Below are 13,363 nucleotides of genomic sequence, written 5' to 3' on the forward strand. Positions count from 1 at the left end.
CAGGCGCAAACATGCGCGGCGCGCGAGGCGCGTAGTGCGCGAATCCACGGCGAAAGTTTAGGGGATGGGCACGGTCTCGGAGGGCAGTCCGTGACGCAGCCAGGCGGCGGCGGTGGCGCGGGAATACAAACGAAACTCCGTGGACTTCGCCGCCTGCTCCAATTGCCCGCGGGCACGGTCGGGACGGTTTTGGAGCAGCTGCGCCATGCCTAGATAAAAACGCGCCTCGCTCAGATATCGCTCGCGGGGCGCGGGGGGCAAATCGTTGCCGCCAAGTCGTCCATCGACCACCGTCTTCAAGACCTCTTCCTCGGTCACGCGGCCCAACAGAAGCTGGCCGAGTTGTTTCAACCAGGGATTTTGCCACGCAGCGATCTGACCGGCGAAACCCGGGTCCGACAAACCCGTGAGCCGGTGCGCCAGATGCAACGAGAGATGCGCGTAACTCTGCGCCCCCCCATATAACTCAATCGCATCTTGAAAACGGGCAATCGCACCCGCGTAGTCCCCGCGGATAAGGCAGACGATGCCGCGCAAGTTGACGGCGTCGCCATTGCCCGGCGCGAGTTCGCCGGCACGGACAAAGGCGGCGTCGGCCTCATCCAGTTGATCGTTTTCCAACAAAACCAGGCCGAGGTCCTTGTGCGCATCGGGCAGCGCGGGGTTGAGTTGCACGGCCTGACGGCAGGCGGCGATCGCTTCTTCAAGTCGTCCGAGGCGGTGCAAGGCGTCGGCGCGGTTGAGTTGCACCACCGGGTCGGTGGACGTGCGGACCGCCACGTCGAGATCGACCAAGGCTTCGGCAGCCGCCCCGCGCGCGAGCAGGATGTAGGCGCGCTCAATCCGGGGAAAGGGTGCGTCGGGATTGCGCTCGATGGCGCGGCCAAAGTCCGCTACGGCGGCATTGAGGTCCTTGCGTTCCTTTTCCACCGAGGCCCGCGCCTGATAGCCAAGCGCGAGGTCGGGAGCCCGCTGGATCAAGTCCTCCGCGACGACCAGCGCCTCGCCCGTGCGGTGCTGCTTGAGCCAGCCGAAGCTGAGCAGATAACGCGCCCAGTGCAGGTCAGGGTTGATGGCAAGCGCGGCGTGGAAATCACGCATCGCGGGCTCCAGTTGTCCGAGATCGAGTTCGGCGCTGCCCCGGGTGGCGATGACGTCGGCATCCTGCGGGTGGGCGTCGATAAAGGGCGTAAGCAGAGGGGGAATCTCGGCGATGCGTTGCTGTTTGCCGAGGATGCGCGCGGTTTGCAGCCAGGCCATGTTGCGGTCGGGCGCGGCCTGACGCGCGGCGGCGAGGGTGTCCAAAGCCCCGGTGATGTCGCCGGTTTCCTCCTTGGCCAGAGCCTGCTCGATGAGGGCGGCGGCAGGGGGAGGAGAGCCGGCGGAGACAGAGAGTTCGATGGCGCGGTTGATGTCCCCAAGCGCGTTGGCGGGGAAACCCGTGGCGCGCCAGATGCGTCCCCGCGCCAGCCAGAGGTCGGCGTCGTCAGGGGCAAGGACGAGGGCGGAATCAATGTCGCGCGCGGCGTCGCCAAAACGCTTTAACTCCAGCAACGCGGTAATGCGTCCGCGAAAGGCGTCGGCTTGCAAGGGATCGGCCGCAATGGCCCGCGACCAAGCCTCAAGGGCGCCCTGCCAGTCCTTGCGCGCTTGCAGCACCCGGCCGCGTCCGAGGTGGGCGGCGGCGAGTTTGGGCGAGAGAATCACGGCCTGATCAAAGTCGGCCAGTGCCTCGTCCATCTTGCCACGGGCAAGGTAAACCTGGCCGCGTTCCGCCCAGGCTTCGGTGATCTGCGCGTCGGTTCGGATGGCAGAGGTAAAGTCGGCCAGCGCCTCGTCCAGCCGGCCCGACGCCACGCGGGTCATGCCGCGCGAGACGCAGGCGTGGGCGAGGAGCGAGGCGGTGGAAACATCGGCGGATGCCGTGAGCAGCGAAGCGTTGTTGCCGGCAGAAGCGGAGGTCTGCGTGATGACGCTGGTAAAATCCGCCTCCGCCCCCGCTGTGTCGCCGAGGGCGAGTCTTGAAAGGCCGCGTGCGTAGAGGGCGTCGGCAGCCCGGGGCAGGAGCTTGAGCGCACGGTCGTAGGAGGCGATGGCCCCGGCGTGGTTGTCCTGCGCCGCCAGTTGCTGGCCTTGAGCAACGAGTGTGGCGGCCTCCTGGCGCGTCTGTGGCAGCGGCGTTCGCAAGGCCAGACAGCCGCTGATGCCGAGGATAAAACATCCACCGAGGATGATGCCAGCGAACAGGACTAGAACTTTGCGATGATGGCGGTGGTGGAGCATGGACGCGTGGACAACGCTCAACGCTCAACGCCAAACGCTCAACGCCAAACGTTGCCCCAAAGCCGCCGCCTTTGCTCCCCCCCCTCCCCCCGCCTCTCCAGACCTCCGGACAAGCCCTAATTAAGTCTTTCCGCCCCTCTCGTTTTTGCATTCAGCTTGTCCCCCGTTCGTCTTCCAGACCCAGACCCTCTTCCTCTATGCGCGTCTTCATCACCGGCCTCGGTTTCATCACCAGCATCGGCAACGACTCTACCACCGTCGAAGCCAGCCTCCGCGAACTCCGCCACGGCATGGTGCGTTACCCGCCCTTCGACGCGCCCAACATCCCCGTGAAAGTTGCCGCCCCCGTGCGCGGCTTCGTCACTGACGCCGAAGACCCGGAGGACTGGACCCTCCCCCCCCCCTACCGTCTGCGACGCGAACATTTGCGCAGCCTCAGCCCCAACTCCCTCTTCGCCACCTGCGCCCTCCAGCAAGCCATTGCCGATGCCCGTCTTGACAACCCCGCCGACATCTCCAACCCCGACACCGGCCTCTACGCAGCCTCCGCCGGCTCCCCCGCTTACCTCACCCGGCAAATCAACCGCATCCACCAACAAGGCGTGATGCGCTGCCCTCCGCTCGGCGTCGTCGCCGCCATCGCGGGCACCGTCCAGTTTAACCTCGTTGCCAACTTCAAGATCAAGGGTGCCTCCACCGGTTTCTCCTCCGCCTGCGCCAGTTCCGGCCACGCCCTCGGCTTCGCGCGCGATGAGATCGCTCTCGGCCGTCAGAAACGCATGTTCGTCGTCGGAGCCGAGGACGGCAACCTGGAGACCATCCTGCCCTTCGCCGCCATGCGCGCCCTCTCCACCAACCCCGATCCCGACACCGCCTCGCGTCCCTTCGACGCCGCGCGCGACGGCTTTGTCGGCACCGGAGGCGCCGCCGTTCTCGTCTTGGAAAGCGAGGACGAAGTCGCCCGCCGCGGCATCACACCCTACTGCGAAGTCGCGGGCTGGGGTCAGGCCTCCGACGGCCACAACGTCGCCATTTCCCACCCCGAAGGCGAAGGCCTCGCCACCGCCATGCGCCACGCGCTCCGCTCCGCCGGACTCGCCCCCGGTGACGTCACCTACATCAACGCCCACGCCACCTCCACGCCCATTGGCGACCTCTCCGAAATCAAAGCCATCCGCGCCGTCTTCGGGCCTGACGCCACCCGCATCCCGATCAGCAGCACCAAAGCCCTCACCGGCCACGGCCTCTCGCTCGCCAGCGCCATGGAAACCGGTTTCTGCGCCCTCGCCATTCGCCGCGGATTCATCCCCGGCTCCGCCCATATCAGCCGGATCGACCCGGCCTGCGCCGACCTCAACATCCCCCGCACCACCCAGCCCGACGCACCTCGCACGGTGATTAGCAACAGCAGCGGATTCGGCGGCGCCAACGTCAGCGTGGTGCTGAAACGCTGAAGTAGTGAGCAGGTGGGTAACGAGTATTCCGAACCACCAATCCACATCCGCTGAAACTCCGACTACTCGCTACTAGAGCATTTTATTCAAAACCGTAGCCGCTATCTTAACGGTAGGGAGGCCTCTCCGAGGCCTCCGAAACCACGCTCCATCTACCTATGGATTTCGCATTCCCACACTACGCACGGCGGAGGCCTCGGAGAGGCCTCCCTACCAGGTATCAAATGGCTACAGCTTAAATGAAACTGCTCTATGCTTAATCAACACCACCGCGCCGCCCTCGTCACCGGAGCCAGCAGCGGACTCGGTCGCGCCTTTGCCGAAATGCTTTTGTCGGAAGGGCTCGTCGTCTGGGGCACCGCGCGCGACCCCGCCCGCCTCGCCGACCTCGCCGCCGCGCATCCCGGACGTTTTTTCCCCCTCGCCCTCGACCTCGCCGACCCGGCCTCCGTCGCCTCCGCCTGGCAAACCGTCAACCTCCCCCCCCCCCTCCCCCCTGTCGATCTGCTCATCAACAACGCCGGCTATGGCGTTTTTGGCGAAAGCACCTCCACCGACTTCACCCCTTGGCGCACCCAGATCGATTCACTCCTCACCAACACCCTTGCCCTCGCCCACGCCGCGCTCCGCGACATGCTGGCGCGCAACGACGGACGCGGCGACGGCACCATCGTCAACATCAGTTCCCTCGCCGCCGAATTTCCCATCCCCGGCATGAGCGCCTACAACGCCGCCAAAGCCGGCCTCTCCGCCTGGAGCGAAAGCATTGCCTACGAACTGCGCGCCTCCCGCCCCGCCCGCAGCGGCGGCGGCGTGCGCATCATCGATTTTCGTCCCGGCGATTTCCGCACCTCCTTCAATCAAGCCGCCGCGCATCCCGCCGGTTTGTCGCCCGCGTGGCAGCGAGTGTGGCGTCGCTTCGAGGCCATGCACGCCACCGCCCCCCTCCCCTCCGTGGCCGCGCGCGACCTGCGCCGCGCCCTGCAAAAGCGGCGCAGTGGCATGGTGCGCAGCGGCTCTTTTTTCCAAGCCCGCCTCGCCCCCCTCCTCGCCCGCCTCGGCTGGTGGCGCATCCGTCACGCCGTGCAAGCCCGCTACTTCGATCTCAATTGAAACACGAAGGCAGACAAGCCAACCGCGAATGGACGCGAATGAACGCGAATAAAACCCAAGGGCTCCACTGTCTCTGTCTTCATTCGCAAAGCTATCCCGAAAAATCGTGCGCAAAAGCATCTGGTTTCCCGCCACGGCGCAACGGACGCCACGCTGAAAGGCACCCAACCTGTGGTTAAGGGAACTCCTAAAAATTACACAGAGGACACAGAGGAGGCACAGAGTTTGGGGAGGCCTGTCCGGTGGAAGGACATTTTCCTCGCGAATGAATGTCTCTGTAATTCATTTATTATAAATAAAATAATATTTTTACGGAAAAAGGAGCAAAGTCGTTTTGTCCTCCCTAAACTCTGTGCCTTCTCTGTGATCTCTGTGTAATTTCTGATTTTTAGAACCTCCCTTAAATTTATCCCTCTCACCTTGAGCATACCGGAACAGCCCGTCCTCGCCTACATTTTCACAACGTTTCCCAAGTCCACGGAGACCTTCATCCAGCGCGAAGTCTCCGGGCTCCTCGCCAACGGACTCCGCCCCCGCCTCTACTCGATGCATGGCGGCGGCGGCACCTTCGAAGGCCTGCCCGTGAACACGTTCCCCAAATGGAAATTGCTCGCGCTCCTCTGGACGCTCCCGCCCGCCGTGCTCCGCCGTCCCGGCGTATTCGCCCAGATGATACGCGGAGTGCTCACCCGCCGCGCGCCCTCGTGGCTCAACTTCTGGGAAAACATGCTCGGCGCCGCCTTCGCCGTCGTCCACGCCCGCCACTTCCGCCGACTCCATCCCGCACACATCCACGCCGTCTGGGGCGGCGGCCCCTCCACCGCGGCCTGGCTCCTCTGGCGGCTCGACGGACACCCCTACAGCGCAGCCGGCCACGCCTACGACCTCTACCGCGACGGCGGCGACTGGTGGCTCGCCGAAAAACTCCAACCCGCTCTCTTCGTCCACACCTCCACCGACATGGGCCGCCAGACGCTCCTCGCCCGCGGCATCCAACAAAAACGCATTCACCTCATCCGCCGCGGACTCACCACACTCCCGCCGCTCAAATCGCTCCGCCCCGCTCCCCGACTGCCGCTGCGCCTGCTTTGCGTTGCCCGGCTCGTTCCCAAAAAAGGACTCGACCATCAACTCCGCATCTACGCCGCCTTGCGCGACGCCGGAGTCGCATTCGAAGCCCGCATTGCCGGCGAAGGTCCGCTCCACGCCTCGCTCACCGGGCAGGTCGCCGCGCTCGGACTCACCGCGCACGTGACCTTGCTCGGACATCTCCCGCAGGCCGGGATTGCCGCGTTACTTGAGTGGGCGGACGTCATGTTGCACACGGGCGTCATTGCCGCTGATGGTGACCGCGATGGCCTGCCCAACGTCATACCCGAGGCCATGTCCGCCGGCGTCCTCGTCGTAACCTCCCCGGCAGCCGCAACCACCGAAGCCATCGCCCACGAGCAAACCGGGCTTGTCGCCCCGCCCGAAGACACCGCCGCCTGGGTGACAGCGCTCCGCCGCCTCGCCACGGACGACGCCCTTGCCCACCCCCTCCGCGCCAACGCCCGCGCTTGGGTGGAACTCCATTTCGACGCCCGCCAAAACGCCGCCCGCCTCGCCACGCTCTACCGCGACTGCGGACTCGGATAGGGCATTTTAGAGCATTTTCAGTTGAGGGTGGTTCTAAAAATCAGAAATTACACAGAGATCACAGAGAAGGCACAGAGTTTAGGGAGGACAAAACGACTTTGCTCCTTTTTCCGTAAAAAATATTATTTTATTTATAATAAATGAATTACAGAGACATTCATTCGCGAGGGAAATGTCCTTCCACCGGACAGGCCTCCCCAAACTCTGTGCCTCCTCTGTGTCCTCTGTGTAATTTTTAGAAGTTCCCCGAAGATATTTTTGACAGGGAAAGGGTATGAAACCCGCCTTGCTGCTCGGGCGTCTGGAGGGTTTTGTCATGCACATGCGATATTCCCGCCGCTCCGGTTCCGCCCCCCTCCCCTCCCCCCCCTCCGCAGCGTTCACGCTCATCGAATTGCTCACCGTCATTGCCATCATCGGCGTGCTCGCCGGCATCCTGATCCCTGTCGTCGGTCTCGTGCGCAACAAGGCTCGCGCCTCAAGCAGCATCTCCAACCTCCGCCAGATCTTCCTCGCGCTCTCAATGCACGCGGACGAAAACAAAGAAAAGTTCCCGACGGCGAGCGGCAAGGTGGACTGGGACTATGAGGCCACCAGCGTGACGGATGGCATGAGCTGGACCCAGCAACTCTCCCCTTATATCAACAGCCGCGAGTTTTTCATCACTCCGCGTTTTGAACGCAACGGCAGCGCATATTTTTTGGGAGCCAACGCTGCGTATATGGAGAGCAAGCCAAATGCGTCGGCGGTGGTTCGTTCCCGCATCGAGTTTCCCTCCCAGTTCGTCCTCGCCGGCGAGACCAACTATCCCAGATTCAGCGAGCCAGACTACGACAAGGACGACTACACCCAAAACTGCGTGAACGCAGCCGATGGCACCCTCCTCTCCGACGGCACCCAAGCCATCCTTTTTGCCGACGGTCACGTGGCGACGTTCAAAGACTACGACCCCATCAAAATGACATTCCGCTACGACAAAATCGGGGCGTGGCAGCAACCGTAGCAGCAACCAAATCATCCCCCCCCCCCCCGCCACGCCGCTGGTTTACTTGTCTTGGTTCGACTTAAAAAGCCCCTTCACGGCATCTCCGGCGCCCTTGGCTGCGTCCTTGACTGCACCGGCCGCGCCACCCGCTCCCTGCCCCGCCCCTTGAAGCGCGGATGCCGCTCCCTTGACTCCGGCGGCCGTCACATCGGCCAGCACACGCTTCAAGATAACAGTGGCCAGTTGATCGGCCGTCACTCCGCCCTCCGCCACGCCAATGTCGGTCATCGTGATCGCCGGCATGGGAATCGTGCTCGCCATTGCGCCAAGACCAAGCGTCACCTGCGCGTCGCTCAGTTGGAATTTTCTTACGATGATCTTTTGCGCTGAAGTTTTGTCCGACGCCGGCTCGTTTGGCTTGGACTGCGCGGTCTTGCCGCCGCCCATGTTGGCATCGATCTGCTTGAGGAGGTCGTTAATATTGGAACTGGTGAGGCCTTTTTCGAAGACGAAGTGAGGTTCCTTGATGCTGATTTCCTCCACATCAATGGCGTCGCCCAGCAACGACATGGATTTCAGCTTCACCTTGATCTCACCAAGATAAAACGCCTTGTCGGACTTCCATCCGGAGGGATTGCCAACAAAAAGGCCCTTGAGCGTCGCCCCTCCCGCAAAAGGTGAAACGGAGGCCGAGGCGAGTTCGACCCGAGTGCCAGTGATCTTGGGACCAATGGTGTTAACGCCCTTCTTCAAGATCGGGCCGAGGTACATGCTGAGCACGACGAGGCCGACGATGCCAAGCGCCACGAGGAGGCAAAACGCAATAATCAGTTTTTTGAGAAACGAGGATTTTTGAGCCATAAGGATGGTGTGGTTGCAGGGGCACAATGAGCAGGTCTCTTGGGAAAGAGCAAGCCGTTGGCATTTTGGAAACGGATTGCAATCTGACGCATAACCGGGCGGGCATGTGAGGGTATGTTTGATGGAGTATGGGAACCACAGGGAGCAGAATTCAGCGGTCAGGCCGTGCCTGCGCCCGAGCACCGGATGCACATCGCCGCCGGGCGCTACGCGGTAACGCATGCCGATGGGTCGCGCGATGAGGGACGGATCGACATCATGGCAGGGACCATGGCGCACGAGGCGGACATCGTATGCGAAACAGGGGCGGGCGCGGGCCGGACACTGCGCGCCATCCTGCGGTGCCGGGGCAACTTGCTCCAGTTGTGCTACCACGCGGAGGAAAACGCGGGGCGTCCCTCCACCTTCGCCACCGGGCGCGGTTCGCTCGCCGTTTTGGTGCGCTACCGGCGGGTCACGGAGTAAGGGCAAAGGTCAGCGTGATTTCCTCGGCAGTGACGGCTTTCTCCGTGCCGACGTGGATTGCCCCGCCAAAAGTGGCCAGAGGCGCGCGGACGCGACGAGGTTTCAGGGTGAGCAGGAGTTCGTCGCCGGGCCGGCAGACGCGGTGGCAACGGATGCCGTCGGACGATGCAAAATAGATCGAGTCAGTCCGCACGCGGGGTGGGGGGGGGGGGGCGTCGGGCGCGGTGAACGTGGTGAGCAGGTAAAGGACGCCAAGCTGGCCCAAGGCTTCCAGCATGATGGAGGCGGGCAACACAGGATTGCCCTTAAAATGTCCGCGCAGGAAAAATTCGTCTCCCGTGATCCGGTAACGCGCCGTGGCGGCGGCGGCGGTTGTGGCGGCGGACGCGGTCACTGGCGCGTCGTCAGGCAAAGTGGCTTGGTCGAGAAAGAGAAACGGCGGCTGAATCGGCATCAAGGCCCGGAGTTGGTCTGCGTCGAGGTGTCGCATGGGGGGGGGGGGGGGGGGAGGCCGCGGGCTTTGCAATCGATGAAGGTCTTGATGTCGCCGATGCTCCGCAGGTAGCGAAGCTCTTCGTTGCTGATCGACATCCGGGTGACTTCCTCCACGAGCATGACGATCTCCATCATGGTGAGGGAATCGATGCCGAGGTCGTCGATGAGGCGAAGATTGTCGGCGTCGGGGGCGTCGAGCTTGGGGCGGAGGTCGGGGTCGGAAAACCGCTGGACGATACCGATCACAATGGCCGGCAAGTGGCTGGCGTCAGCGGTGTTGCGCCAGGCAAGGGCGGCTTCGATGGTGGCTGGAGAACAACGCCGCAGGTCGGCACGAATCTTGGCGTCGTCGTCGCCAGCGGAGGCGGAATTGTTGGCGGGTGGCGGGTTGGTATCGAGCTCGGACATTCTGGAAAAAGGCGTTAACTACGCAAATAATAGGCCAGATGGGAAGGCTCTTTCAGTGAACAGTGAACAGTTGGCAGTGAACAGTTGGCAGCATTGTTCACTGCTCACTGTTCATTGTTCACTGCTCACTGTCTTCGCAAGGCGCACGGTCTGGTAGCGGTGGATGCCAAGCAGCGAAGGAGGCCAGCCTTGCACGTCGGGCGAGATGAGGTAGGTGCGGGCTCCGAAAACAACGGGGGCAATGGGCGCGTCGTCGAGGAGGATTTTTTCGGCGCGCTGAAAGGCGGCGAAGCGGGGGGCGCGCTCAGTGGCCGAAGCGGCCTCGGCAATGGCGCGGTCGTAGGCTGGATTGCTCCATGCGGTCTGATTGTTGCCGCCGCCGGTGATGAACATGTCGAGGAACGTGTTGGGATCGTTGTAATCGCCCACCCAGCGGGAGCGGGTGATCTGGTAAGCGATGGTGCGTTGGTTTTCGAGGTAGGCGCGGAAATCGAGCGAGACGAGCGTGGTTTCGATGCCGAGTTCGCGTTTCCACATGGCCTGGATGGCCTCAAAAATGCGCGAGTTGAGGGCGTCGGTGTTCATCTGGATTTCGAATTTCGGGAAGCCTTTGCCATCGGGGAAACCGGCCTCGGCAAGCAGGCGGCGTGCCGCGTCGGGATCGTGGGGCTGGCGGGCGTCCGCCGTGTAACCCGCGGTATTGGGCGGGGTGTAGTGGTGCGCGGGCAGGCGGCTGCCGAGGAGGAGTTGTTGCGCGATGGATTCGCGGTCGATGGCGAGGGCAAGGGCGCGACGCACACGGATGTCGTCGAGGGGTTTTAGTTTGGTGTTGAAGCGAACGAAGAGGGTTTCGAGGAGCGGGTCGATACGGAGCTGGCCGGGCGCGGTGCGGCGGTAGTGCTCCATGCGGTCGGGCAGGATGTCATAGGTGAGGTGCAGGCGTCCGGTGCGGAAGGCGGCTTCGTCGGCGGCAATGTTGTCGGTCGGATAAAAAACGACTTCACGGATGTTCCCGTTTTCGGTGAGCGCAGCGTCCCAGTAGAGCGGATTGCGGGTAACGACGATGCGCTGGTTGGGGAGCCACTCTTTGAGGGTGTAGGGTCCGTTGCAGGTGAGTTTGCCGGGGACGGTCCAGCGTGTATCGCGTTGGTCAATACGTCCGTGGGCGAGAATCGTGGGCGGATGGACGGGAAACCAGGCTTGATGCGCGGCGAGCGAGAGGAGTTGGGGGGTGGGTTGGGAGAGCGTGATTTCGAGCGCGAGCGGAGCGGTGGCACGCACTCCGACTTGCGCGAAATCGGTGAGCGCGCCGGTGTTGTAGTCCTCAGCGTTTTTGATCGCGTAGAGCATGTAAGCGTATTCGGCGCCGAGGGCGGGACTGAGAATGCGTTGGAAAGAAAATACAAAATCCTGCGCGGTGACGGGGTCGCCATTGGACCAGCGGGCGGTGGGGCGAATGTGAAAGGTGTAGCGCAGTCCGTCGTCAGAAATATCCCAATGCGAGGCGGTGCCGGGGATGGGTTCCGAGGTGGCTTCATCGATGACGGTGAGACCTTCGAAGAGGGCGATGAGGATGTTGTAGTCGGTGTAAACGATGGTGGTCTGCGGATCGAGGTCCTGGGGTTCGGCGCCGTTGCCGATGTGGAGCGTCTGGGTTTCGCGGGCGGCTTCGACCAGCGTCTGGCGGGGCTGGCAGCCCGTGTGGACGACGGTGAGGAGGAGGGCGGCGGCAGAGATGAACGCCGACGTAATGTGACGAAGGTGAAGGCGGAGTCGGTCCGGAAACATGAGTCGGAAAAGGAGAAGATTCGGGCCAAACATTCAACACTCAACAAGAGTGGAGGGCGGGTCTCCTGACCCGCCGACGGTGCGAAGCACCGCCCATCCGGAAGGTGCGGCTACAATTCCCTCATCGCCCTATCCCATCCACCGCATAAACGTGCACCGGTTCCGTCCTGCCCTTGAGCGGCACTTCGCCGAGTTCGCGCAGGCGGTAAGCAATTGGCGCATCAGAACCATTCTGGGCGAGGGCGTCGCGGGTGGCTTCGCTAATCAAAATCGATGCGTGCCAGTCCTCGCGGCGGGTGAGCGACTGGAGGCGGGCGGCCTGATTGACGCCGTCGCCGATGACGGAGTAGTTGAGCCGCCGGTGCGTGCCAACGTTGCCGGCCAGAACGCGCGCGGTGCAGATGCCCACGCCAAAATCGAGCGTGGGACGCCCCTCGGCGGCAAGCGCGGCATTGAGTGCGGGGAGCGCGGCGTGCATGGCCAGGGCGGCCTGCACGGCACGGTCGGGCGCATCGGGCATGTCGAGCGGTGCGCCGAAAAGCGCCATGATTTCGTCGCCGATGTATTTGTCGATGATGCCGCCCCGGACCTCGATCTCGGCGCTCATGGTGTCGAGAAAACGGTTGAGCAGATCGAAGAGCGCGGCGGGGGCGAGGCTCTCGCTGAGCGTCGTGAAGCCGCGCAGGTCCACGAACATGATTGTGACCGTGCGTTCCTCGCCGCGCAGCACCGCTCCGTCGCGGAGGAGACGCGAGGCGACTTCGGGCGACACGTTTTTGTTGAGCAGATCGCGCACCTGGTCGCGTTCGGCAAGACCGTCGCTCATGGCATTGAGCGCGTCGGCAAGGTGGCCGAGTTCGTCGGCGCGTTTCCACGGAATGCGGGTGGCGTAGTCGCCGCTTGCGATGACGCGGGTGTGGCGGGCCAGTGCCTGCACCGGACGACTCACGGACCGGGCCAGCAACACCGCCAGCAACACCGCAGCGCCAACCGAAGTGGCGAAGGTGACGGCAAGCAGATGTTCGAGCCAGCGCACGGGTTCGAGTTCCTCATCAAGCGAACGTTGCAGGAGCAGCGTGGCTGCGGGCGAGTTGAGCAACGGAATGCTCAAGGTCCGGGTAAGGAGCGGGCCGGACGAAGCATTTTCGTACGCGCCAGTGGTCAAGGTTGAGTTGGGCAAACGCATTGAGAGCGTCAGGCGGGTCAACTGCTCCACTTGTCCGATGATGGAACGGTCAATGCGATGCGCGACAACAAGGCGGATGTTTTTCGGAACCTGCGTCTGTGGTGAATCCACGGATACAACAAGGACGGCCAACAGTTCGTTGCCCGCAAGCACCCAAACCGGCGCCGCCGCCCCTCCCTCCCCCCCCCCCCCCCCCTCCGAATAATTGCGAACGAGCGAGGAGAGCAGTGTGCGAACTGCCTCATTGGGAAGTTCAGGCGAGGCAGACAGGAATTCACCGCCAGCCGACAACAAGGCCATGCCAGCGATATTGAGACGCCGCACGTAGTGATCGAGCACGTGACGCATTGCGCGCCGGTCATCACGTGCGATGGCATCGCGAAGCGCGAGATCCTCACCGATCAACCCCGCCCCTGCGAGAAGCGTGCGCTGACGCGTTGCCATAAGCTCCTTAAAATGCAGCACCCCATCATCCATATTCTGTTCGATTCGCGCGCTGGCATTTTTGCGATTGGCGTGAACGACCGCCCAATAAGTCCCTCCTTGGACCAAGGCGACGAGTCCAACAACAAGCATAAGCACGCGAGAACGAAAACTGCGGAACGAAATCATCTTGAAGACAGAGGAAACTAACAAAGCCCCAAAGATTACAGCCTTCCTATAAAAAGTCGAAACCTCCTTGCCGCC

11 protein-coding genes are annotated in these 13,363 nt (G+C 62.9%); 5 read left to right on the plus strand and 6 right to left on the minus strand.

Going from position 1 to position 13,363, the window contains the following annotated elements; translation table 11 throughout:
• Window positions 1-57: 57 nt before the first annotated feature.
• On the minus strand, window positions 58-2,283 hold the full coding sequence (locus tag OBACDRAFT_RS05320; RefSeq protein ID WP_043583377.1) for a tetratricopeptide repeat protein: 2,226 nt from the start codon (window positions 2,281-2,283) through the stop codon (window positions 58-60).
• A gap of 197 nt (window positions 2,284-2,480) precedes the next feature.
• Between OBACDRAFT_RS05320 and OBACDRAFT_RS05325 the strand changes: the two genes are divergently transcribed.
• The 4 genes from OBACDRAFT_RS05325 to OBACDRAFT_RS25015 all read left to right on the plus strand — a co-directional run bounded on the left by OBACDRAFT_RS05325 (window position 2,481) and on the right by OBACDRAFT_RS25015 (window position 7,491).
• Window positions 2,481-3,737, plus strand: a complete 1,257-nt coding sequence (locus OBACDRAFT_RS05325) for a beta-ketoacyl-[acyl-carrier-protein] synthase family protein (protein ID WP_043583379.1) — start codon at window positions 2,481-2,483, stop codon at window positions 3,735-3,737.
• 252 nt (window positions 3,738-3,989) lie between these two features.
• Window positions 3,990-4,850 carry an SDR family NAD(P)-dependent oxidoreductase gene (locus tag OBACDRAFT_RS05330; protein WP_043583381.1) on the plus strand — a complete coding sequence of 287 codons (861 nt, stop codon included), beginning with the start codon at window positions 3,990-3,992 and terminating at the stop codon, window positions 4,848-4,850.
• Between the two features lie 420 nt (window positions 4,851-5,270).
• A complete protein-coding gene (locus tag OBACDRAFT_RS05335; RefSeq protein WP_232766667.1) occupies window positions 5,271-6,488 on the plus strand; it encodes a glycosyltransferase family 4 protein in 1,218 nt (405 codons plus the stop codon).
• 274 nt (window positions 6,489-6,762) lie between these two features.
• A complete protein-coding gene (locus OBACDRAFT_RS25015; protein ID WP_425601734.1) occupies window positions 6,763-7,491 on the plus strand; it encodes a DUF1559 family PulG-like putative transporter in 729 nt (242 codons plus the stop codon).
• Window positions 7,492-7,533: 42 nt separating this feature from the next.
• On the opposite strand, the gene OBACDRAFT_RS05345 is transcribed toward OBACDRAFT_RS25015, so the two are convergent.
• A complete protein-coding gene (locus OBACDRAFT_RS05345) occupies window positions 7,534-8,334 on the minus strand; it encodes an AsmA family protein (protein WP_052361223.1) in 801 nt (266 codons plus the stop codon).
• A gap of 165 nt (window positions 8,335-8,499) precedes the next feature.
• Here OBACDRAFT_RS05345 and OBACDRAFT_RS05350 point away from each other — a divergent pair, with 165 nt between their 5' ends.
• Window positions 8,500-8,799, plus strand: a complete 300-nt coding sequence (locus OBACDRAFT_RS05350) for a hypothetical protein (RefSeq protein WP_232766668.1) — start codon at window positions 8,500-8,502, stop codon at window positions 8,797-8,799.
• Here OBACDRAFT_RS05350 and OBACDRAFT_RS05355 read toward each other — a convergent pair.
• The 4 genes from OBACDRAFT_RS05355 to OBACDRAFT_RS05370 form a co-directional block, all read right to left on the minus strand.
• Window positions 8,789-9,289: a 3-hydroxyacyl-ACP dehydratase FabZ family protein gene (locus OBACDRAFT_RS05355; protein WP_043583387.1), complete on the minus strand. Its 501-nt coding sequence runs from the start codon at window positions 9,287-9,289 to the stop codon at window positions 8,789-8,791. The genes OBACDRAFT_RS05350 and OBACDRAFT_RS05355 overlap by 11 nt on opposite strands.
• Window positions 9,253-9,702: a phosphopantetheine-binding protein gene (locus tag OBACDRAFT_RS05360; RefSeq protein ID WP_052361225.1), complete on the minus strand. Its 450-nt coding sequence runs from the start codon at window positions 9,700-9,702 to the stop codon at window positions 9,253-9,255. Before OBACDRAFT_RS05360 ends, OBACDRAFT_RS05355 begins: the two co-directional genes overlap by 37 nt.
• A gap of 111 nt (window positions 9,703-9,813) precedes the next feature.
• Window positions 9,814-11,490: a peptide ABC transporter substrate-binding protein gene (locus tag OBACDRAFT_RS05365; protein WP_052361227.1), complete on the minus strand. Its 1,677-nt coding sequence runs from the start codon at window positions 11,488-11,490 to the stop codon at window positions 9,814-9,816.
• Between the two features lie 121 nt (window positions 11,491-11,611).
• Complete coding sequence (locus tag OBACDRAFT_RS05370; protein ID WP_157836923.1) at window positions 11,612-13,252, minus strand: adenylate/guanylate cyclase domain-containing protein; 1,641 nt, start codon at window positions 13,250-13,252, stop codon at window positions 11,612-11,614.
• Window positions 13,253-13,363 lie beyond the last annotated feature (111 nt).

This window comes from Geminisphaera colitermitum TAV2, from assembly GCF_000171235.2.
GTDB lineage: Bacteria > Verrucomicrobiota > Verrucomicrobiia > Opitutales > Opitutaceae > Geminisphaera > Geminisphaera colitermitum.

Bases quoted from the DNA above. Each gene is read 5' to 3' on its own strand.
- OBACDRAFT_RS05320 (WP_043583377.1), bottom strand. From the start codon at position 2,283: ATGCTCCACCACCGCCATCATCGCAAAGTTCTAGTCCTGTTCGCTGGC.
- OBACDRAFT_RS05325 (WP_043583379.1), top strand. From the start codon at position 2,481: ATGCGCGTCTTCATCACCGGCCTCGGTTTCATCACCAGCATCGGCAAC.
- OBACDRAFT_RS05330 (WP_043583381.1), top strand. From the start codon at position 3,990: ATGCTTAATCAACACCACCGCGCCGCCCTCGTCACCGGAGCCAGCAGC.
- OBACDRAFT_RS25015 (WP_425601734.1), top strand. From the start codon at position 6,763: ATGAAACCCGCCTTGCTGCTCGGGCGTCTGGAGGGTTTTGTCATGCAC.
- OBACDRAFT_RS05345 (WP_052361223.1), bottom strand. From the start codon at position 8,334: ATGGCTCAAAAATCCTCGTTTCTCAAAAAACTGATTATTGCGTTTTGC.
- OBACDRAFT_RS05355 (WP_043583387.1), bottom strand. From the start codon at position 9,289: ATGCGACACCTCGACGCAGACCAACTCCGGGCCTTGATGCCGATTCAG.
- OBACDRAFT_RS05360 (WP_052361225.1), bottom strand. From the start codon at position 9,702: ATGTCCGAGCTCGATACCAACCCGCCACCCGCCAACAATTCCGCCTCC.
- OBACDRAFT_RS05365 (WP_052361227.1), bottom strand. From the start codon at position 11,490: ATGTTTCCGGACCGACTCCGCCTTCACCTTCGTCACATTACGTCGGCG.
- OBACDRAFT_RS05370 (WP_157836923.1), bottom strand. From the start codon at position 13,252: ATGCTTGTTGTTGGACTCGTCGCCTTGGTCCAAGGAGGGACTTATTGG.